The organism is Pedococcus cremeus (genome assembly GCF_900111375.1).
In the GTDB taxonomy this organism is placed as follows: domain Bacteria; phylum Actinomycetota; class Actinomycetes; order Actinomycetales; family Dermatophilaceae; genus Pedococcus_A; species Pedococcus_A cremeus.
Genome location: NZ_FOHB01000009.1, coordinates 13,428 through 33,030, shown reverse-complemented (window position 1 = coordinate 33,030; position 19,603 = coordinate 13,428). Strand labels below are relative to the sequence as shown.

General features: G+C 72.7%; 18 protein-coding genes and 1 pseudogene. 8 read left to right on the top strand and 11 right to left on the bottom strand.

What is annotated here, in order from left to right:
• Positions 1-95: 95 nt before the first annotated feature.
• From BMW78_RS16600 to BMW78_RS16570, 7 genes are all read right to left on the bottom strand, one after another.
• Positions 96-992: a carbon-nitrogen hydrolase family protein gene (locus BMW78_RS16600; protein ID WP_091762032.1), complete on the bottom strand. Its 897-nt coding sequence runs from the start codon at positions 990-992 to the stop codon at positions 96-98.
• The gene (locus BMW78_RS16595; RefSeq protein WP_091762031.1) at positions 992-1,648 is read right to left on the bottom strand and encodes an SRPBCC family protein; all 657 of its coding nucleotides are present in this window, start codon (positions 1,646-1,648) and stop codon (positions 992-994) included. Before BMW78_RS16595 ends, BMW78_RS16600 begins: the two co-directional genes overlap by 1 nt.
• Positions 1,645-4,101 carry an aerobic carbon-monoxide dehydrogenase large subunit gene (cutA, locus tag BMW78_RS16590; RefSeq protein ID WP_091762029.1) on the bottom strand — a complete coding sequence of 819 codons (2,457 nt, stop codon included), beginning with the start codon at positions 4,099-4,101 and terminating at the stop codon, positions 1,645-1,647. The genes BMW78_RS16595 and cutA overlap by 4 nt, the downstream gene beginning before the upstream one ends.
• Positions 4,098-4,706, bottom strand: coding sequence for a (2Fe-2S)-binding protein (locus tag BMW78_RS16585; RefSeq protein ID WP_091762027.1), 609 nt, complete (start codon positions 4,704-4,706; stop codon positions 4,098-4,100). Before BMW78_RS16585 ends, cutA begins: the two co-directional genes overlap by 4 nt.
• Positions 4,706-5,587: an FAD binding domain-containing protein gene (locus tag BMW78_RS16580; protein ID WP_091762025.1), complete on the bottom strand. Its 882-nt coding sequence runs from the start codon at positions 5,585-5,587 to the stop codon at positions 4,706-4,708. The genes BMW78_RS16585 and BMW78_RS16580 overlap by 1 nt, the downstream gene beginning before the upstream one ends.
• 198 nt (positions 5,588-5,785) lie before the next feature.
• Positions 5,786-7,225 (bottom strand): uracil-xanthine permease family protein, encoded by a 1,440-nt coding sequence (locus tag BMW78_RS16575; protein WP_245735922.1) that lies wholly within the window; start codon positions 7,223-7,225, stop codon positions 5,786-5,788.
• A gap of 214 nt (positions 7,226-7,439) precedes the next feature.
• On the bottom strand, positions 7,440-9,107 hold the full coding sequence (locus BMW78_RS16570) for a PucR family transcriptional regulator (RefSeq protein WP_245735921.1): 1,668 nt from the start codon (positions 9,105-9,107) through the stop codon (positions 7,440-7,442).
• 177 nt (positions 9,108-9,284) lie between these two features.
• Here BMW78_RS16570 and BMW78_RS16565 point away from each other — a divergent pair, with 177 nt between their 5' ends.
• The 3 genes from BMW78_RS16565 to BMW78_RS21235 are packed head-to-tail and all read left to right on the top strand — an operon-like array spanning position 9,285 to position 13,063.
• Positions 9,285-10,166 (top strand): oxamate carbamoyltransferase subunit AllH family protein, encoded by an 882-nt coding sequence (locus tag BMW78_RS16565; protein WP_091762021.1) that lies wholly within the window; start codon positions 9,285-9,287, stop codon positions 10,164-10,166.
• Complete coding sequence (locus BMW78_RS21240; protein WP_245735920.1) at positions 10,159-11,649, top strand: AllF/FdrA family protein; 1,491 nt, start codon at positions 10,159-10,161, stop codon at positions 11,647-11,649. The genes BMW78_RS16565 and BMW78_RS21240 overlap by 8 nt, the downstream gene beginning before the upstream one ends.
• 1 nt (position 11,650) lies before the next feature.
• Entirely contained in the window at positions 11,651-13,063 is a 1,413-nt protein-coding gene (locus tag BMW78_RS21235) for a YlbE family protein (RefSeq protein ID WP_091762019.1), read from the top strand.
• Here BMW78_RS21235 and BMW78_RS16550 read toward each other — a convergent pair.
• The gene (locus tag BMW78_RS16550; RefSeq protein WP_091762269.1) at positions 13,060-13,665 is read right to left on the bottom strand and encodes a nucleotidyltransferase family protein; all 606 of its coding nucleotides are present in this window, start codon (positions 13,663-13,665) and stop codon (positions 13,060-13,062) included. The two genes, BMW78_RS21235 and BMW78_RS16550, sit on opposite strands and share 4 nt — an antisense overlap.
• A 77-nt stretch (positions 13,666-13,742) precedes the next feature.
• On the opposite strand from BMW78_RS16550, the gene BMW78_RS16545 reads away from it, so the two are divergent.
• Both BMW78_RS16545 and BMW78_RS16540 read left to right on the top strand, forming a co-directional pair.
• Positions 13,743-14,609: a bifunctional methylenetetrahydrofolate dehydrogenase/methenyltetrahydrofolate cyclohydrolase gene (locus tag BMW78_RS16545; protein ID WP_091762017.1), complete on the top strand. Its 867-nt coding sequence runs from the start codon at positions 13,743-13,745 to the stop codon at positions 14,607-14,609.
• A gap of 7 nt (positions 14,610-14,616) precedes the next feature.
• Entirely contained in the window at positions 14,617-14,886 is a 270-nt protein-coding gene (locus BMW78_RS16540; RefSeq protein WP_245735919.1) for a DUF3017 domain-containing protein, read from the top strand.
• 8 nt (positions 14,887-14,894) lie between these two features.
• Here BMW78_RS16540 and BMW78_RS16535 read toward each other — a convergent pair whose 3' ends face one another.
• Positions 14,895-15,674 carry a TetR/AcrR family transcriptional regulator gene (locus BMW78_RS16535; protein WP_091762015.1) on the bottom strand — a complete coding sequence of 260 codons (780 nt, stop codon included), beginning with the start codon at positions 15,672-15,674 and terminating at the stop codon, positions 14,895-14,897.
• Between the two features lie 96 nt (positions 15,675-15,770).
• On the opposite strand from BMW78_RS16535, the gene BMW78_RS16530 reads away from it, so the two are divergent.
• Positions 15,771-16,157 (top strand): VOC family protein, encoded by a 387-nt coding sequence (locus tag BMW78_RS16530; protein ID WP_091762013.1) that lies wholly within the window; start codon positions 15,771-15,773, stop codon positions 16,155-16,157.
• Between the two features lie 88 nt (positions 16,158-16,245).
• Here BMW78_RS16530 and BMW78_RS16525 read toward each other — a convergent pair whose 3' ends face one another.
• A complete protein-coding gene (locus BMW78_RS16525) occupies positions 16,246-17,238 on the bottom strand; it encodes a malate dehydrogenase (RefSeq protein ID WP_091762011.1) in 993 nt (330 codons plus the stop codon).
• A 114-nt stretch (positions 17,239-17,352) separates the two neighbouring features.
• Here BMW78_RS16525 and BMW78_RS16520 point away from each other — a divergent pair.
• Together BMW78_RS16520 and BMW78_RS16515 are read left to right on the top strand one after the other, a co-directional pair.
• A pseudogene (locus tag BMW78_RS16520) lies at positions 17,353-17,751 on the top strand (NUDIX hydrolase); the annotation flags it as partial.
• A 174-nt stretch (positions 17,752-17,925) separates the two neighbouring features.
• Positions 17,926-18,390, top strand: coding sequence for a GNAT family N-acetyltransferase (locus tag BMW78_RS16515; protein WP_218144402.1), 465 nt, complete (start codon positions 17,926-17,928; stop codon positions 18,388-18,390).
• 55 nt (positions 18,391-18,445) lie between these two features.
• On the opposite strand, the gene BMW78_RS16510 is transcribed toward BMW78_RS16515, so the two are convergent.
• On the bottom strand, positions 18,446-19,429 hold the full coding sequence (locus BMW78_RS16510) for a GlxA family transcriptional regulator (protein ID WP_091762009.1): 984 nt from the start codon (positions 19,427-19,429) through the stop codon (positions 18,446-18,448).
• Positions 19,430-19,603 lie beyond the last annotated feature (174 nt).

Below are 19,603 nucleotides of genomic sequence, written 5' to 3'. Positions count from 1 at the left end.
CCACTCGCACTTCTGGCCACCGGCTCGGCGTCACCGCGCGATTTCGCGCTGGTATGCCGTGCCAGTGGCCAGAAGTGGGAAGCGGGTGGGCCGCGTCAGTGCTCGAAGGGGGACTCCGCGGGACGCTCGAGGTCGGCGCGGTGCTTGCGGATGAGGTCGAGGTTGCGGTCACGCAGGTGGTCGAAGCCTTGGCGGATGTTCGAGCCGGGCGTCAGCGACTTCAGCCCCTCGGCCGGGTCGAGGCGGGCGGAGACCCAGCCCTCGTGGCTGGCGGCCTTCGCGACGATGTGCCCGATCGGCGTGACGATGTGGCTGTTGCCGAAGTAGAGCACGCCGGCCGCGTCGGTTCCGGTGGCGTTGGCGCCGACGACGAAGACGTGGTTGTCGTAGGCGCGGGCCCGCGAGGTGAGCTCCCAGACGTCGGCGCTCCGCAGCAGGGCCGAGGGACGCAGGATGACCTCCGCGCCCTGCACCGCCTGGATGCGCGACAGCTCGGGGTAGTCGCCGTCGAAGCAGATGATCATGCCGATGCGGCCGAGCTCGGTGTCGCAGACCGCCACCGTGTCGCCCGGGGTGACCCAGCCACCGCCGTCGACGTGCTCGGTGCAGAACGGATGCGTCTTGCGGTAGATGCCCAGCACCTCGCCCGTCGGGTCGATGAGCACCGAGCTGTTGTAGACGATCCCGCGCTCGGGACCGCGCTCGTAGGTGCCCACGCACACGTGCACGCCGAGCTCACGGGCGACGTCCTGGATGGGCTCGACCACCGGGCCGGGCAGCTCGGAGACGAGGTCCCACAGCTCCTCGGTGGAGCAGTCGGGCGTGAAGCCGGTGGTGGCCGACTCCGGCAGCACGACCAGCTCGGCGCCGGTGTCGGCCACGCAGCGGCGGGTGAAGTCGACGCACTTGTCGAGGTTCTTGCGCACGACCTCGGGCGAGAGCGGCCCGGTGACCGGGGCGATCTGGACGGCGGCGGCGGTGAAGGCGCGCATCAGCCTCGCCGTCCCAGGATGGCGCCGACGAGCACGCCGGCGAGGGCGACGAGGGCACCGAGGCCGACGCCGAGGGCGAACCGCTGGTCGGAGCCGAGGGGCACCCCGGCCGGCGACCCGGCATACACGGCAGGCGCCCCCGGGGCGGCGACGGAGGGCGCGGCCCCGATCGCGGGCAGGGCCGGCGCGGCCGGCAGAGCGGGCACGGCCTTGCGGACGCCCGCGATGTCCTGGTCGACCGCGGTGAAGAACTGGCCGGCCATCTTCTTGCTGACACCGGCGAGCATGCGCTGGCCGACGCCGCCGATGGCGCCACCGACGGCCGCGTCGGCCTCGTAGGTGAGGTTGGTGCCGCCGTTGCCGTCGGGCGACAGGCGCACCTTGACGTCGGCGTCGACGGTGCCCGGCGCGCCGGATCCCTTGGCCTTGAGGGTGAACGCCTCCGGGTGCGCCTGCTCGGTCAGGTGCACCTGACCGTCGTAGGTGCCCTTGATGGCCGCGACGCCGGCGGTGATGCTCATGGCGTACTGGTGCGGGCCGATCTCGGTGAGGGTGTTGCAGCCGGGCAGGCAGCGGGCCAGCGACTCGGGGTCGTGGAAGGCGTCCCAGACCCGCTCCGGGGGAGCTGCGAGGGTGGCGTTGCCGGCGATCTTCATGCGGTGGGCTCCTGGTCTCGTGACGGGGCAGCAGCAGTCTGGTGTTGACCGTGGTGGTGACGGAGTGAGGGCAGCTCGCCGGTCTCGTGGCGCTGGCGCAGCTCCCACAGCTCGACGGGCGAGATGGGCATGGAGGTGATCGGGAAGCCCTCGGCGTCCTCGATCGCGGAGGCGATGACGGCCGACACCGGGATGCACCCGGCCTCGCCGGCACCCTTGATGCCCAACGGGTTCAGCGGCGACGGCGTCTCGAGGTGGTCGGCCTCGATGTGCGGCACCTCCGAGGCGTACGGCATGAGAAAGTCCATGAACGAGGCGTTGAGCAGCTGGCCCGACTCGTCGTAGGCCATCCGCTCGTAGAGCGCGCCCCCGACGCCTTGCGCGACGCCGCCGTGCACCTGGCCCTCGACGATCATGGGGTTGATCATCGTGCCGCAGTCGTGGATCACGCAGTAGCGCAGGATCCTGATCTCGGCGGTGACCGGGTCGGTCTCGACGATCGCCGCGTGCATGCCGTTGGCGAAGGTCGCCTGGGTGGGGGAGTAGAAGTCGCGCCCCTCGAGTCCGGGTTCCTCGTCGTCGGCCACCGGCGGCTTGTCGGGGTCGAAGGTGCCGGCGAACTGGGTGGCCGCCTTGGCCGCGTCGTCGAAGGCGTAGCGCAGCGGGTTCGACAGCACCGCAACCGTTCCCAGCGGCATCGACGTGGTCGGGGCGCCCTTGACCTGCACCACGCCGTCGACGATCTCGAGGTCGTCCTCGGACACCTCGAGCGCGTCCGCGGCGATCCGCAGGGCCTTTGCCTTGACGTTGCGGGTGGCCAGGGCGATGGCGTTGCCGCTCATGACCGCGGCCCGGGAGGCGAACGTCCCCACGGCATACGGCATCTTGCGGGTGTCACCGGTGGTGACGTGCACGTCCTCGATCGGGACGCCGAGCTCCTGCGCGACGATCTGCGCGAAGGCCGTCTGGTGTCCCTGGCCCTGGGTGGTCAGGCCGGTCGCGACGTTGACGCGGCCGGAGGTCTCGATGGTGATGTGGCCGCCCTCGTAGGGGCCGACGCCGGTGCCCTCGACGTAGCAGCCGATGCCGAGGCCGACCTTGCGGCCCTCGGCCTCCGCCTCCGCGCGGTAGGCCTCGAAGTCGTCCCAGCCGACGAGCTTCTTGAGCTTGTCGAGCGAGGCGGGGAAGTCGCCGCTGTCGTACTTCAGCGGCCGGCCGTCCTGGAAGAGCAGCCCGTGGTCGTAGGGCATCTCCTCGGGGAGGATGAAGTTGCGCGAGCGCACCTCGGCCCGGTCGAGGTCGAGGTAGTCGGCGATGGCGTCCATGGTGCGCTCCATCGCGAAGACGCCCTGGGGCCGGCCGGCGCCGCGATAGGGAGTGACGAGAACGGTGTTCGTGTAGAGCGACCAGAACTCGCAGCGGTAGGCGCCGGGCTTGTAGGGGCCGAGCAGCTGGGTCGAGGTGATGATCGGCACGATGATGCCGTAGGGCGTGTAGGCGCCGTTGTCGTGCCAGAACTTCACGTCGAGGCCGAGCACGCGGCCCTCGTCGTCGAAGCCGACGGTGACCTTCTGGAGCTGGCCGCGCTCGTGGGCCGAGGAGATGAAGTGCTCGCGGCGGTCCTCGGCCCACTTCACCTCGCGCTTGAGCAGGCGGGCGGCCCAGGGGACGAGCACCTCCTCGGGCCACGGGTGCATGATCTTCACGCCGAAGCCGCCGCCCACGTCGGGGGCGATGCACTCGACCTTGGCGAGCGGCAGCTCGAGCTTGGCGGCGACGGCCGCCCGCACGCCGGTGCTGGTCTGCGTCGAGGAGTAGATGCGCAGCTCGCCGTCCTCGTCGTTCCACCGCGCGTAGACACCCTTGCCCTCCATGGGCATGCAGGCGCTGCGCTCGATGGCCAGGTCGAGGGTCAGGGTGTGCGGCGCCGTGGCCAGCGCCGCCTCCACGTCACCGGTCTCCTGCACCATGTGCGCGGCCACGTTGCCGGGGGCGTCCTCGTGCACGAGGTGCGCGCCGTCGCGGGCGTTCTCGATGCCGACGACGACGGGCAGCAGCTCGTAGTCGACGCGGATGCGCTGGCAGGCGTCCTCGGCGAGGTAGCGGTCGGTGGCGACGACCATGACGACCGGCTCGCCGACGTGGTTGACCTCGTCCCTCGCGAGGGCGTAGCCGGTGCGGCCGTGGGTCAGCGTCGGGTGCGGGATGAGCAGGGGGAGCGGCTCGGCGACCTTGCCGGGCAGGTCCTCCCACGTGTAGATCGCGACGATGCCCCCGACGTCGACCGCGTCGGTGACGTCGATGTCGGTGATGCGGGCGTGGGCGTGCGGGCTGCGCACGAAGGCCGCCGCGAGCGCGTGCTGCCCGAGGTCGTCGAGGTAGCGGCCGCCGCCGGTGAGGAGCCGCGGGTCCTCCTTGCGCCTGATGGGTGCACCGAACATCTGGGTCGTCATGCGCGCTCCCCGCCGTTCGCGGAGGAGGAGGTATGCCGCGCGGCCGGCGCCGCGGCATACCCCGCCTCGCCGCCGTCCTCGCCGAGCCGCTCGGTGCGGATCTCGGCGGCGCGCAGCACCGACTTCACGATGTTCTGGTACCCCGTGCAGCGGCAGAGGTTGCCCGAGATCGCCTCGCGCGCCTCGTCCTGCGTGGGGGCTGGGTTCTCCTCGAGGTACGCGGTGACGGTGGTGAGGAAGCCGGGGGTGCAGAAGCCGCACTGCAGGCCGTGGCACTCGGCGAACGCCTGCTGCACCGGGTTCATCCGCTCACCGGTGGCGCACGGGCGGGCGTCGGGGGCGTCGCAGAGCCCCTCGACCGTGGTGACCCGGTGGTCCTGGGCGGTCACGGCGAACATGAGGCACGAGCGCATCGGCTTGCCGTCGACGAGCACGGTGCACGCACCGCACACGCCGTGCTCGCAGCCGACGTGGGTGCCGGTGAGCTGCAGGTCGTGGCGCAGGAAGTCCGACAGCAGCCGTCGTGCGGGCACCGACGCGGTGCGCGGCACGCCGTTGACGTTCACGGTGACGTCGAGGAGCTGCTCGGTGGTCATGTCGGTCATCAGTGGCTCGACCCCTTCGTCGTGGCTGCATTCTGCGCCGCCTGGGCCAGGACTCGGCGGGCGAGCTCCCCGGCCAGCATGCGGCGGTAGTCGGCGGTGGCGTGGATGTCGGCCTCGGGCTCCACGTGCCCGCGCACGACCTCGGCCGCGGCCGCCCAGTCGGCGTCGGCGGGCTCGCTGCCGCCGAGCACCTCGGTGAGGTCGAGCACCGAGGGCACGTCGGTCACGGAGACGAACGAGGTGCGGGCATCGGTGATGACGCCGTCAACGACGGTGACGGCGGCGGCGACGCCTGCCATGGCGTAGTCGCCGTGGCGGCGGGCGGACTCGGCGAACGCCGTCGCGGTGCCGGGGGAGAAGCGCGGGAAGCGGACGGCGACGGCCAGCTCGTCCTCGGCGAGGCAGGTCTCGAGGGCGCCGAGGAAGAAGTCGGCGGGGGAGATCTCACGAGTGCCGCGCGGGCCGGCGGCCTCGACCACGCCCTCGGTGAGCGCGAGGATCGCGGGCATCTCGCCGGCGGCGTCGGCGTGGGCGATCGAGCCCACGGTGGTGCCGCGGTTGCGGATGGCGGGGTGGGCGACGTTGACGAGCGCCTGGCGCAGCAGCGGCAGCGCGGCATACGCGCCCTCGTGGTGCTCGAGCTCGGCGTGCCGCACGAGGGCACCGACCCGCACGTCACCGTCGCGGACCTCGACCCGGTCGAGCCCGGCGACGCGGTTGATGTCGACCAGGTGGCCGGGGGAGGCGAGCCGCATGTTGAGGATCGGGATCAGGCTCTGGCCGCCGGCGAGGACCTTGCCGTCGTGGCCGACCTGCGCGAGGACGTCGACGGCCTCCTCGACGGAGCGGGGTGCGTGGTGCACGAAGGGTGCGGGCTTCACCGAACTGATCCTGCCTGTTTTGTGCGGGTGGGACTAGGTGATCTTCTTCGTTGTGCGACGCGGCGTTTGGCAACTCTTGCCGTGTGTCCGCCACCGCCGGTCGCCCGGCTCCGCCACTGCCGGCCGACCGGCCCTCGGAACCGCCTCGGCCCCCGACCGTGGTGTGGTCGGGGGCCGAGTGCGGAGCTGGTCGCCGCGTCAGTGCTGGCGCAGGTCCCGGCCTCCCGGCTCGTCCTGGTAGAGGTCGTCGATGCCGTCGCTGTCGCCGTAGTTGGCCTCAGTGGTGGTGATCAGCGTCGTCGGACCGTCGGCACGCAGGCGCAGGTCCTCCGGGGCGAGGGCGCGGGCCAGGTGGTAGGCGCCGATCGCCACGATGGTGCCGAGGGCGATGCCGCCGAGGGTGAAGTCCTGGGTGAACTTCAGGTTCACGCCACCGATGCCGATGACGATGCCGGCCGCGACCGGGACGAGGTTGATCGGGTTGCCGAAGTCGACCCCGTTCTCCTTCCAGATCTTGGCACCGAGCAGGCCGATCATGCCGTAGAGCACCACGGTGATGCCGCCGAGCACACCGCCCGGGGTCGCGGCCACCAGGGCCCCGAACTTGGGCGAGAGGCCGAAGAGGATCGCGACGAGGGCTGCGACGTAGTAGGCCGCTGTCGAGTAGACCCGGGTGGCCGCCATGACGCCGATGTTCTCGGCGTAGGTGGTGGTGGGGGAGCCACCGACCGAGCTGGCGAGCATCGTGCCCACGCCGTCGGCCGCGATGGCTCGGCCCATCATCGGGTCGAGGTTGTGACCGGTCATCTCGGCGACCGCCTTGACGTGGCCGGTGTTCTCCGCGATGAGGGCGATGACGGCCGGCAGCACCAGGAGGATCGCGGCCATGGTGAAGGTCGGGGCGTGGATGCCGACGATCTCCTTGCCGTCGGCGCCGGTCGTCGAGGCCGGCGGGAAGCCGAACCACGAGGCGTCCGAGACGCCGCCGAGGTTGACGCGCCAGTGGGTGGTCTCCTTGCCGGCGCCGGCGTCGAAGGCGGTGATCTGGCCGAAGACCTTGTCGAAGACCCACGACAGCACGAAGCCGAAGATCAGGGCGAGGAAGACGGCGATGCGGCCGACGAAGCCCTTGAACGCCACGGCGCAGATGATGGTGAACGTCATGACCAGCAGGGCGATCCACTGGTCCTGCGGCCAGTAGATGTTGGCGACCACGGGCGCGAGGTTGAAGCCGATGAGCATGACCACGGCACCGGTCACGACGGGCGGCAGCACCTTGTGCAGCACCGTCGAGCCGAGGAAGTGGATGGCCACGCCGACGAGGGCCAGCACCGCGCCGGCCACGAGGATGGCGCCGGTGACGGTCGCGGAGTCACCGCCCTGTGCGCGGATCGCTGCCACCGCGCCGACGAACGCGGCCGAGGTGCCGAGGTAGCTGGGGACCTTGCCCTGCACGATCAGCAGGAAGCAGATGGTGGCGATCCCGCTCATCATGATCGCGAGCTGGGCGTTGAGGCCCATGATCAGTGGGAAGACGAAGGTCGCGCCGAACATGGCGACGACGTGCTGGGCACCGAGGCCCACGGTCTTGCCCCAGGAGAGACGCTCGTCGGGGGCGACGACGTCGTCGGGGCCCATCTTGTGACCGTCCCCGTGCAGTTTCCAACCCAAGCCCAAGGCCATGCCCGCTCCTTCACTGTGGCCCGCCATCCGGTATGACGTGGCTCACTCCCCGAAGGGATTAGGCGAAAACTAGCGCCCGGCAGGGAGATTCGTTTCGGCAATAGTTGATTGGCGCATGGCGTGTCGTTCGTCAGGTATCGCTTTGTTACACAAGGGAAGCGAACAACCTTCAGATACCGCGCATTTGGTGCACCTTCAGGGCCAGCGCGAGGGTCAGCCGCAGCTGCGGGTCGGTGGTGAACGGGCCCAGCATCTTCTCCAGCTTCACGATCCGGTAGCGCAGCGTGTTGTAGTGGAAGAAGAGCAGCCGGGCCGTCTCGGCGACGTTCATGTTCGTGTCGATGAGGATGCTGAGCGTCTGGCGCAGGTCGGCGTTCTCGGGGGAGTCGTCGGTGGCGAGCTCGCCGAGCGACTCCTCCACGAAGCGGCGCAGGTGCTTGCTGTCGGGGATGAGCGCCAGCAGCCGGAAGATGCCGAGGCCGTCGAAGTGGGTCAACGCGCCGTCGCCGTGCATCTGTCGCCCGACGGTCACCGCGTTCAGGGCCTCGTCGTAGGCCTGCGGCAGCTGCGCCACCGAGGTGATCGGCCGCGAGACGCCGGTGGAGAACGTGCGCCGGCCGCCGCCACCGTCGCCGCGCACGACCCGGGCGACGTCCGAGACGGTGCGCATGATCTTGTCGGTGTCGGCCGTGTCGGTGACCGGCAGCAGGGTGACGACCTCCTGGCTGAAGCCCATGACGGGGCAGCCGGGGTCGCGCACCGCCACCGCGTGGGTCCAGGCCCGGGCGAAGCGATGCTGGAGGGAACGGACCTCCTCCGGGGAGCGGGTGGTGTGCGCGTCGTCCTCGTCGGTCTCGGCCACGACGACCACCATGGGGCGGTCGATGTCCCAGCCGAGCGAGCGGGCGTGGGCGATGGCCTCCTCCACGGAGCCGGCCCGTCCGGCGAGGGCGTCGCGGAGGAACTCGGCGCGGTACTTGCTCTCGACGGCGGAGACCGCCTGCTCCTTGGTGACGGCCAGGGCGGCGACGGTGGCGGCCCGCTCCAGCACACGCACGTCGTCCCCGGTGAGCATCCGGTGGCTGCAGAAGGCGACCAGCAGGCCGTGGTCGAGCGCACCGGCGACGATGCGCACGGCGGCGCGGTGGGCCTCGGGGCCGCGCAGGGCGCGGATGCCGACCGGCTCGTTCTCGGTGATGAGGCGGCCGGTGCGGTCGAAGCAGTCGAGGGAGAGCGCGTGCTCGAGCTCACCGTGCACGCCGGCGCTGGCCAGCACCCGCCCGTCGGTCGTCGTGACCATGGCCGCGCCGTCGAAGAACCCGGCGAGCTGCTCGCAGAGGTCCTCGAGCGACCCGCCGGCCAGGACGATCTGCACCAGAACGCGGTGCACCTCCTCGAGGCGGTCGAGCACCGAGGTCTGGTAGTCGAGCATGGCGCCGAGGACCTCGGTGTTGAGCTGCTCGCTGGAGGTGGGCCCGGGCAGCAGCAGGAGGGGGATCCCGGCCTGCTCCACGACGTCGCGCCACGACGCCTCTTCCGACGAGACACCCGTGACGGCGAGCGCGGCCACACCGGCGCCGGCCAGCCGCTCGGCGACCTCGGGCCGCGTCGAGAGGGCGTCGCCGAGCGCGTCGGCCGGGGCGATGACGAGCCGGTGGCCCAGGGGCTCGCCGGTCTCGAGGTGGTCGAGGGCGTCGACGAGCGCCACGGTGCGGACGACGGGGGCCTGGAGCTGTCCGCTGCTGGCGACCACCACGGCGCCGCGGGCGGCGGGCAGCTCGGTGACGGTGCTCAGCGGCACACCGGAGACCGCCGCGTCGGCCCTGGAGGATGTCAAGTCGCCGTCAATGCGAACGTCATCGTTGGCAACTTTCACCATGAAGGAAGGGTAGCCGGGGTCGATAGCGTCACCTGCACCGGTCGGGTGTCGGCCTCAGCGCCGGCACCCGGCCGCTCGACCCTCGTCATCGCGTCTCGTTCCATGACTGTCCCCCTGACCGTGAGGATTGCCAGGTTGGCCCGTGCAGGCACGCCCGAGCGGTGGCCCGCCGCCGTCTCGCCGCTGACGGCGCGCGCGCTCCAGGCACCGCCGCGTCCCGCCAGGGTGCTGGCCGCCCTGCCGACCGCCCTCTACCTCCTGCTGCCGGAGGGACACGACCACGTCCTCCCGGTGCTGGCCGCCGATGCGCTGCGGCTGCCCACCGGCCTGCGGCTGGCGACGCCATCGGCGGAGCTGGTCTGGCGCGTGGACCAGCGCGACGAGGTCGTCGTGGGGGAGGGGCGGGTGCGCCTGCCCGGTGCCGACCTGCTCGCCGTGCGCACGTGGCGTCCGGCGCGGGTGCCCGTCGTGCAGGAGCGCGTCGAGGCTGCAGGTCTGCAGGCCACGCTGGCGGCGCTCGAGCCGGCCACCGGTGCGGCCGTCCTGCGTGAGCTGGCCCGCGACGTGGCCACCGCAGCACTGCTCGCCCGGACGGGCCGGGTGGCCCGCCTCGTGGGCGGTCTCGTCGGCGCCGGTCGCGGGCTCACCCCCAGCGGTGACGACGCCCTGTGCGGCGTGCTGCTCGGCCTGCGCGCCGCGGGGGCGGTCCCGGCCGGCCGCCAGCTGGAGGTGGCCGTCCGCCGCGGCGTGGGCGCGACCACGAGCCTCTCGGCGTCCCTGCTCCTCGCGGCCATCGACGGGTATGCCGTGCCCGAGGTCGTCGACGCCGTCGGGTCCGCCGTCCGCGCGGACACCGCCGCCCTCGCGAGCGCCATGCCGTCCGTCCTCGCGATCGGCCACAGCTCGGGCGCGGACCTGCTCGCGGGCCTGGCCGGCACTCTCGACGCGCTCTGCCGGACCGGCCTCCCCTCGTCCGACCACCCACACCCCCAACCGGAAGGAGCCCGCCGTGCCTGACCACGTCGAGCTGCGCCGCGGCGCCTACTACGACTCGGTGAGCCTCATGCAGGTCTCACGCACGGTGGCGTCCGCGCCCGGGGTCGAGGCCGCCCAGGTGGCCATGGCGACCGACCTCAACACCGACGTCATCCGTGGCATGGGCTTCACGGTGCCCGACGACGCCGGCACCAACGACCTCATCGTCGCGATCCGCGGCGACGAGGCGGCGATGGAGGCCGGCCGTGCCGCGCTCGAGTCGGCGCTCGCCGACCTCAAGAACGCCGGCGCGCAGTCGGGCGGGTTCGGCGAGGCCCCGCCCCGGCGCACCCTCGGCGGCGCCATCGACGCCTCGCAGGCCAACCTCGCCCTCATCTCGGTGCCGGGCCAGCACGCCACCGTGGAGGCGCTCGACGCCATCCACCGCGGTGTCTCGGTGATGCTGTTCTCCGACAACGTGTCCGTCGACGACGAGATCCGCCTCAAGGACGCCGCGGCCGCGGCCGACGTGCTCGTCATGGGCCCGGACTGCGGCACCGCCGTGGTCGGGGGCGTGGCCCTCGGCTTCGCCAACGCCGTACGCCCCGGCTCGGTCGGCATCGTCGCGGCGTCGGGCACCGGCGCCCAGCAGGTGATGTGCCTCCTCGACGCCGCCGGGGTGGGCATGAGCCACTGCCTCGGTGTCGGAGGTCGGGACATGTCCGCGCAGGTGCAGGGCCGCTCCACGCGCCAGGCGCTCGCGGCGCTCGCTGCCGACGAGGCCACCACGTCGGTCGTCGTCGTCTCCAAGCCGCCGGCCGCCGAGGTGCTCGCCGACATGCAGTCGTATGCCGCTGGGCTCGGTGTGCCGGTCCACTGGGCCACGCTGGGAGCGGGTCGCCCCGACCTCACCGCCGCGGTCGAGGCGGCGCTGCGCGCCGACGGCCACCCGGTGCCGGAGTGGCCGTCGTGGACCACCGACCAGGAGCCGGCCGCGGCCGGCGCGCTGCGCGGGCTCTTCTGCGGCGGGACGCTCGCCGACGAGGCGATGCTGATCGCGAGCGAGCAGCTCGGCGGCATACGGTCCAACATCCCGCTGTCACCGGAGCTCGCCCTCGGTGACGACCTGCGCCACGACTCCCACGTGGTGATCGACTTCGGCGACGACGGCATGACCCAGGGGCGCGCCCACCCGATGATCGACCCGTCACTGCGCCTCGAGCGCATCGCCACCGAGGCCAAGGACCCGACCTGCGGCGTGCTGCTGCTCGACCTCGTGCTCGGCTACGGCGCCCACCAGGACCCGGCCGACGAGCTGGCCGACGCGGTCCGGGCGGCGCGCGCCACGGCACGGGAGGCCGGCCGTGACCTGCCCGTCGTCGTCTCGCTCACCGGGGTCGAGAACGACCCGCAGGGCCTGGAGCGCTGCGCCACGACCCTCCAGCAGGCCGGGGCGTCGGTGTTCCTCTCCAACGCCCAGGCCACCCGCCACGCCCTGTCCCTGCTGACTGCCCAGGAGCACTGACATGACCTCCACCCCGCTGCGCGGCCTGCTGTCCGCCGACGTCTCGGTCGCCACCGCCGGCGTCTCGCTCTTCGCCGACGCCCTGCGCTCGCAGGCCGTCCCCGTCACCGAGACCGCGTGGCAGCCGCCGCTCGACGGCACGTCCGCCGACCTGTCCGTCGTGCTCGCCGACCCCCGGCGCGAGGAGGCGAACGCCGAGGCGTTCCGCCGCATGACCGCCGCGGGCGCCGACCTGGTCGACGTGCGGCCGGCGAGCGAGGCCCTCGGCCTCGAGAAGGGCACCTTCCTGCACGCCGGCCCGCCGATCGAGTGGGAGCGCGCGTCCGGCCCGCTGAAGGGCGCCCTCATCGGCGCCATGCTCTTCGAGGGCCTGGCCGACACCGCCGAGGAGGCCGAGGCCAGGCTCGCCAAGGGCGACGGCATCACCCTCGAGCCGTGCCACCACCGTGACGCCGTGGGGCCGATGGCCGGTGTCGTCTCGCCGTCGATGTGGATGTACGAGCTGCGCGACGAGGCGCACGACGGCACCTCGTGGTGCTCGCTCAACGAGGGCCTGGGCAAGGTGCTGCGCTACGGCGCCTACGGCCCCGAGGTGGTCGACCGGCTGCACTGGATGAACTCGGTGCTCGGCCCGCTGCTCCAGCAGGCCGTGCGCAAGGCCGGGCCCATCGACGTCAAGGCGATCATCGCCCAGATGCTCCAGATGGGCGACGAGGGGCACAACCGCAACCGCGCGGGCAGCCTCATGCTGCTGCGCGAGCTGCTCCCGGCCCTCATCACCGCCGACGGCTCCTCCGACGACATCGCCGAGGCGGTGCGCTTCTCCGGGGCCAACGAGCACTTCTTCCTCAACCTCGGCATGCCGGCCTGCAAGCTCGCCACCATGGCGGCGCACGGCATCCCCGGCTCGTCGGTCGTCACCACCATGGCGCGCAACGGCACCGACTTCGGCATCCGTGTCTCCGGCACCGGCGACGAGTGGTTCACCGGCCCGGCCAACACGCCCGAGGGCCTCTTCCTCGGCTCCTACGGCCCGGAGGACGCCAACCCCGACATCGGCGACTCGGCGATCACCGAGACCGCGGGCATCGGCGGCTTCGCGATGGCGGCGGCGCCGGCCATCGTCCGCTTCGTCGGCGGCGACGTGCCGTTCGCGCTGCGGGCCACGCAGACGATGTACGAGATCACGGTCGGTGAGCACACGGCATACCAGGTGCCCATCCTCGAGTTCCGCGGCACGCCCACCGGCATCGACGTCGCGGCGGTCGCCCGCACCGGCATCCTGCCCCAGATCAACACCGGCATGGCCGGTCGCGTGGCGGGCACCGGCCAGGTCGGTGCCGGACTCGTCACGCCCCCGGAGCAGTGCTTCACCGGGGCGCTTCGGGCGCTCGCCTCGCGGGCCGGCGGCTAGCCCGGGAGGGCGTCGGCCGTGTCGACGTCGGCCCCGGTCGCGAGGTCACCGCACTCCACGAGGTGGTGCGGGTGGGCGGCGAGGTAGGCGCGGGCACCCCGGTCACCCCGCGCTTGCTCGGCGACGTCCGCCCAGTGCTCGCGGCCCAGCACCACGGGGTGTCCGGGAACCCCGTGGTATGCCGCGCGGCCCAGCGCCGCCGGCGCCGTGCCCACCTCCGCGAGCACCCGCTGCACCACCGCCGGACCGACGTCGGGCGTGTCGACGAGGCCCACCACGGCACAGGTGGTGTCCGTTCCGGCGAGGGCCTCGAGCCCGGTGGCCAGCGACGGGCCCATGCCCTCGACCCACCGTTCGGCCACGACGAGGTCGGCCCAGGGCAGCGGGGCGACGAGGTCCGAGACCGCCTCCCACTCGGCTCCGGCCACGACCAGCACCCGCGGGCAGCCACCGTCGTGCAGTGCCCGGGCGCCCCTGACGACCCAGGGCTCGCCCTGGTGGCGGCTGCCGCCCCGCAGCAGGGCCTTGGGCCGTCCCATCCGGCGTCCCGCGCCCGCGGCCAGCAGCAGCCCAGTCGGGAGCGGACCGGTCGGCAGTGGCATGGCGCCAGCGAACCACACCGGTCGGCATGGTGGTGCGAGCACGGGGCGACACCCGGCGCGTGGCAGGATACGGAGTCGTGACGGCGCGCATCCTCGACGGCAAGGCGGTCCTGGCGACCATCAAGGACGAGCTCAAGGGCCGGGTGGCGGCGCTCGCGGAGCGCGGCGTCGTGCCGGGCCTCGGGACCGTCCTCGTCGGCGACGACCCCGGCAGCCACTGGTACGTCGGCGCGAAGCACCGCGACTGCGCCGAGATCGGCGTGACGAGCATCCGCCGCGACCTGCCTGCAGGCTCGACGCTCCAGGAGGCGCTCGACGTCGTCGCCGAGCTCAACGCAGACCCGGCCTGCACCGGCTTCCTCGTCCAGCAGCCCACCGGCCTCGACGAGTTCGCCATCCTCTCGGCCGTCGACCCGGTCAAGGACGTCGACGGCCTGCACCCGACCAACCTGGGCTGGCTCGTCCTGGGGAAGGCTGCCCCGCTGCCGTGCACGCCGAAGGGCATCATCGAGCTGCTCCGGCGCCACGACGTGCCGATCGCGGGCGCCAAGGTGGCCGTCGTCGGGCGTGGCATCACCGTGGGCCGCCCGCTGGGCCTGATGCTGACGCGCCGCAGCGAGAACGCCACGGTCGTGCTGTGCCACACCGGCACCCGCGACCTCGCCGCCGAGGTCCGCTCCGCCGACATCGTGGTGGCCGCGGCCGGGGTCCCCAACCTCATCACGGCCGACATGGTCAAGCCGGGCGCCGCAGTGCTCGACGTGGGCGTCAGCCGCATCGTCGCCGAGGACGGCTCGTCCAAGGTGGCCGGTGACGTCGACCCCTCCGTGGCCGAGGTCGCCGCGTGGGTCAGCCCCAACCCGGGCGGCGTCGGGCCCATGACCCGCGCCATGCTTCTCACCAACGTGGTGGAGGCGGCCGAGCGCGCCGCCGCGCAGGCCTGAGCGCCCGGTGACCGCACCCAGGCTGGGGTGGTGGTGGGTCGCCACACCCGTGCTGCTCGCCGGCATGGTGTTCTTCGCCCTCGACCAGGTGCGCACGGCCGGTTACGTGCTGGCCGCCGGGCTCGGCCTCGCGGCGCTCCTGCGCCTCGTGCTGCCGGCGTCGCGGGCCGGAGGTCTGGCCGTGCGGTCGCGCGCGGCCGACGTCCTGACGATGGCTGGTCTCGGCCTGGTGCTGGCGGTCGTCACCCGCGTGCTGGACCTGACGCCCCAGGGCTAGGGACCGGGTCAGCCCCGCCGCGTTCGCCGGTCGACCAGGGCCGCGAGCCCGTCGAGCACCCGGGCCAGCCCGAAGGCCCAGGCGTGGCCGGGGTCGTGCGCCGAGCCCTGAGCCGCCCCCGCAGCGCTCCCGATCCGCACCGCCCGCGGGTACTCCGCCTCGTCGACCACCCGGGCGAGCAGGGGCGCGTTGGCCTCCCACCACTGCGCGTCGTCGATGGCCGACTCCTGCCGGGCCCGGCGCGACGCCTCCGCCGTTCGCGCGTGGTGCTCCACGAACCCGAGCACGAAGGCCAGGGCGGCGTCGGTCTCGACGTCGCGGAGCCCGGTGCCGTCGAACGCCCCGAGCTCGTGCTCGTACTTGGCCAGCTGTCCCGGCCCGAGCGGCGGACGGCTCAGCGTGCCGACCTCGGCCAGCCAGGGGTGCCCTTCGAAGAGCGTCCGGTTGGCCTCGGCGACGGCGGTGACCCGGCGCCGCCACGAGCGGCTGCGCCACGGCGGCCGGTCCATGGCGAGGTAGACGGCGTCGACCATGAGGTCGAGGAGCTCGGACCGACCCGGCACGTAGGTGTACAGCGACATGGGTGCCACGCCGACGCGTTCCGCCACGGCCCGCATGGTGACGGCCGCCAGCCCCTGCTGGTCCGCCAGCGCCACGGCGGCCGTCACCACGTCGTCGACGGTGCGTGAGGGGCGGGGTCCGCGCCGGCGGGGGATGCCCTCGGAGGCGCGCCAGAGCAGGGCGAGCGTGCGGTCCGGGTCACCGGCCCCGGTGCGGTCGGGGGGCATGGGAACGATCCTGCCAGAGACGACGTTGTATGCCGTACAACGTACGCTGTACGGGGTTGACGCGCGAAGACGCCCGCCCCAGCGAGGAGGACCGCAGTGCACATCACCGACTCCGCCCTGTCGCTCAACGTCCGGGAGGTCGAGGCCTCCGCCCGCTGGGTCGAGCAACACCTCGGCTTCCGGCGCCAGATGGAGGCCGACGGCTTCGCCTCCCTGCGTCACCCCGAAGCCGGCTTCAACCTCATCTACCTGCGCACGGGTCTCGAGACCTTCAAGCCGGCGTCCGTCGCGGGGGACGCCGACGGGTTGCTCGTCGTCTTCGTGGTCGGCGACGTCGACGCCGAGTATGCCCGGCTGCAGGCCGACGGGGTCACCGTCGTCACCCCGCTCGAGACCGAGCCGTGGGGTGAGCGGTACTGCCAGCTGTCCGACCCGAACGGCGTGGTCTACCAGCTGGTGCAGTGGGTGGAGCTGCCCACCTGAGCCGGCCACGCGGCATACCAGCGAGCACCACGCGAAGCGGCCGCCCCGGGGAACCGGGGCGGCCGCTGTCGCGTGCAGGTGGGGCTGGTCAGCCGATGAGGCCGAGACCGCGCACGGCCTCGCGCTCCTCCTCGAGCTCCTTGACGGAGGCGTCGATCCGGGCGCGGGAGAAGTCGTTGACCTCCAGGCCCTGGACGATCTCCCACCGGCCGTCCTTGACGGTGACGGGGAAGGAGGAGATGAGACCCTCGGGCACGCCGTAGGAGCCGTCGGAGCAGACCGACATCGAGACCCAGTCGCCCTCTGGGGTGCCCAGCGCCCAGTCGCGGGCGTGGTCGATGGTGGCGCTCGCGGCGGAGGCGGCCGAGGACGCGCCACGGGCCTCGATGATGGCGGCGCCGCGCTTGGCGACGGTGGGGATGAAGGTGTTCTCGAGCCACTCCTGGTCGTTCACCGTCTCAGCGGCGCTCTTGCCGGAGACCTTGGCGTTGAACAGGTCCGGGTACTGCGTCGCGGAGTGGTTGCCCCAGATCGTCATGTTGGTGATCTCGGTGACCGGCACGCCCAGCTTGGCGGCGAGCTGCGAGATCGCGCGGTTGTGGTCGAGGCGGGTCAGCGCGGAGAAGCGCTCGCGCGGGATGTCGGGCGCGTTGCTCATCGCGATGAGGGCGTTGGTGTTGGCCGGGTTGCCGGTGATGGTGACGTGCACGTCGTCGGCCGCGACCTCGTTCAGCGCCTTGCCCTGGGGGGCGAAGATGCCGCCGTTGGCCTCGAGCAGGTCGCCGCGCTCCATGCCCGGGCCGCGCGGGCGGGCGCCGACGAGGAGGGCGTGGTTGACGCCGTCGAAGACGGTGTTGGGGTCGTCGCCGATCTCGACCTTGGCCAGCGTCGGGAAGGCGCAGTCGTCGATCTCCATGACGACACCCTCGAGGGTCTTCAGCGCGGGGGTGATCTCCAGGAGGCGCAGCTCGACAGGGGTGTCCGGGCCGAACAGCGCACCGCTGGCGATTCGGAAGAGGAGGCTGTAGCCGATCTGGCCGGCCGCGCCGGTGACGGCGACCTTGACGGGGGTTGTGCTCACGTTTGGCCCTTCACATCGCTGGGTTGGGAGGGTCCTTCTCGGACTCCTTGTCGGACTATCGGCGACGTTAGCAGGGTCGCTGGGAGCGCTCCTGCGGTGGCTAGGCTCGAGGCCATGCCGATCCCCGAGTACGTCCAGTCGCTGCGGAGCCAGGTGGGCACCGACCTGTTGTGGATGACCGGCGTCAGCGCCGTCGTCCGCAACCAAAGGGGTGAGGTGCTGCTCGTGAGGCGCGCCGACAACGGTCAGTGGTCCCTCGTCAGCGGCATCCTCGAGCCGGGCGAGCAACCCGCCGCCGGGCTGGTGCGCGAGGTCGAGGAGGAGACCGGCGTCATCGCCGCCATCGAGGCGCTCACCGGTGTCTGGACGCTGCCGGAGGTGACCTACCCGAACGGCGACCGGGCGCAGTACCTCGACCTGTGCTTCACCGCCCGGCACGTCTCCGGCGAGGCCCGGGTCAATGACGACGAGTCGCTCGAGGTCGGGTGGTTCGCCCCCGACGCGCTGCCGGACCTGCCGGACCGGTCACGGCGGCGGCTCGAGCGGGCGCTCGCCTTCGACGGGACGGCGTGGTTCGAGGGTGCGGCGCTCGGGGCGGCCCACCCCTCAGCGGACGCGGCGGCCGGTGCGTGGTCCGCGGGCGATGCGTGTGCCGCAGAAGATGCGTATGCCGCGGCACCCGCCGGCCTGGACGGAGCACCCGGGGTGGTCGTGCGGCGCGCTCGCCGGGAGGACGTCCCGGCCATCGTGGCCCTGCTCGCCGACGACGTGCTGGGGCGGGCTCGGGAGGACGGCGACGAGCTCGAGCCCTACCTCACGGCCTTCGAACGGGTCGACGCCGACCCGGCCCACCTCCTCGTGGTGGCCGAGCAGGCGGGCGAGGTCGTCGGCACCCTGCAGCTGACCGAGCTGCCCGGGCTCTCCCACCGCGGTGCGTCGCGGGCGCAGGTGGAGGCGGTGCGCGTGGCGAGCGACCTGCGCGGACAAGGGTTGGGCCGGGCGCTGGTGCTGTGGGCGGTCGAGGAGTCGCGCGCCCGCGGCTGCGCCGTCGTCCAGCTCACCTCGAGCAAGGAGCGCACCGCCGCCCACCGCTTCTACGAGCGGCTGGGGTTCGTCGCCTCGCACGAGGGCATGAAGCTGCCCCTCCGGTAGCCGTCCGGCACCGCGCGAGGAGGTGTGGACCGGGCGACGTGCTCGAGGCTGTCGCTCATCCGGCCACGGCGCACTCGAGCGGGGCGGTGCCCTGTCGGGAGAATGCGACCCGGTACTCGCGCGGGGAAGTGCCGAGGGCGGCCTGGAAGTGCGACCGCAGTGCCACGGCCGAGCCGAACCCACTGCGGTGGGCGACCGCCTCGACCGGGAGGTCGGTGGTCTCGAGGAGGCGCTGCGCCCGGAGGGTCCGCTGCTGCAGGAGCCACTGGAGGGGGCTGGCCCCCATGCGCGCACGGAACTGGCGGGTGAACGTCCGCCGGCTCATGAGCGAGCGAGCGGCCAGCTCGTCGACCGTCAGCGGCTGGTCGAGGTTCTCCAGCGCCCATGCCGTGGTGGTGGCGAAGGCGTCCTCGCCGCTCGGCGGCAGCGGTGTCTCCATGAACTGTGCCTGGCCGCCGGCCCGGTGCGGTGCCACCACCATGCGCCTGGCGACGCGGTTGGCCACGTCGGCTCCGTCGAGGGTGCGCAGGAGGTGCAGGCAGAGGTCGATGGCGGCAGCGGTGCCGGCCGAGGTCAGGACGTCCCCCTCGTCGACGTACAGGACCCGGGGGTCGACGCGGACGGCCGGGTACAGCCGCGCGAGCTTCGGCGCCGACTTCCAGTGGGTCGTCGCCCGGCGACCGTCGAGGAGTCCGGCGGCTGCGAGGACGAATGCGCCGCTGCAGAGGCCGACGACGCGGGCGCCGCGCTCATGGGCCTCTCGGACGGCGGCAAGGAGCAGCGCTGGCGGTTCCTCCCCCTCGTAGTGGCGCCACCAGGGCACGACCACGACGTCGGCGGTGGCCAGGGCCTCGAGCCCGGAATGCAGGGTCAGGTCCGCGCCGCCGCTGGTGACGAGCGCGCCCGGCTCACCGGCCACGAGGCGCACGGTGTGCTGGGGCACGCCGTCATCGGTGCGGTCCTCGCCGAAGACCTCGAGAGGAACGGAGAGGTGGAACAGGGGCGCGCGGTTCACGGCGACCACGGCGATCTCGGTCATGCCCGGGAGTGTAGGCACGCCTGGAGGCACCCAGAAGTGGCCTGAGGGTCACATCTCGACGGATTCAGGCCACCGCAGGAGACGGTGGTCGGTGCTGGCCTGAACCTGGCGTTCTGTGGCCGTCGGGCCACTGTCGTCGACGCCCGAGCCGGGCGAGCGTGGTGCCTCCCATCC

Excerpts from the sequence above, each read along its gene's own strand:
- cutA (WP_091762029.1), bottom strand. The coding sequence starts at position 4,101 with ATGACGACCCAGATGTTCGGTGCACCCATCAGGCGCAAGGAGGACCCG.
- BMW78_RS16595 (WP_091762031.1), bottom strand. The coding sequence starts at position 1,648 with ATGAAGATCGCCGGCAACGCCACCCTCGCAGCTCCCCCGGAGCGGGTC.
- BMW78_RS21235 (WP_091762019.1), top strand. The coding sequence starts at position 11,651 with ATGACCTCCACCCCGCTGCGCGGCCTGCTGTCCGCCGACGTCTCGGTC.
- BMW78_RS16510 (WP_091762009.1), bottom strand. The coding sequence starts at position 19,429 with ATGACCGAGATCGCCGTGGTCGCCGTGAACCGCGCGCCCCTGTTCCAC.
- BMW78_RS16550 (WP_091762269.1), bottom strand. The coding sequence starts at position 13,665 with ATGCCACTGCCGACCGGTCCGCTCCCGACTGGGCTGCTGCTGGCCGCG.
- BMW78_RS16575 (WP_245735922.1), bottom strand. The coding sequence starts at position 7,225 with ATGGGCCCCGACGACGTCGTCGCCCCCGACGAGCGTCTCTCCTGGGGC.
- BMW78_RS16535 (WP_091762015.1), bottom strand. The coding sequence starts at position 15,674 with ATGCCCCCCGACCGCACCGGGGCCGGTGACCCGGACCGCACGCTCGCC.
- BMW78_RS16585 (WP_091762027.1), bottom strand. The coding sequence starts at position 4,706 with ATGACCGACATGACCACCGAGCAGCTCCTCGACGTCACCGTGAACGTC.
- BMW78_RS16600 (WP_091762032.1), bottom strand. The coding sequence starts at position 992 with ATGCGCGCCTTCACCGCCGCCGCCGTCCAGATCGCCCCGGTCACCGGG.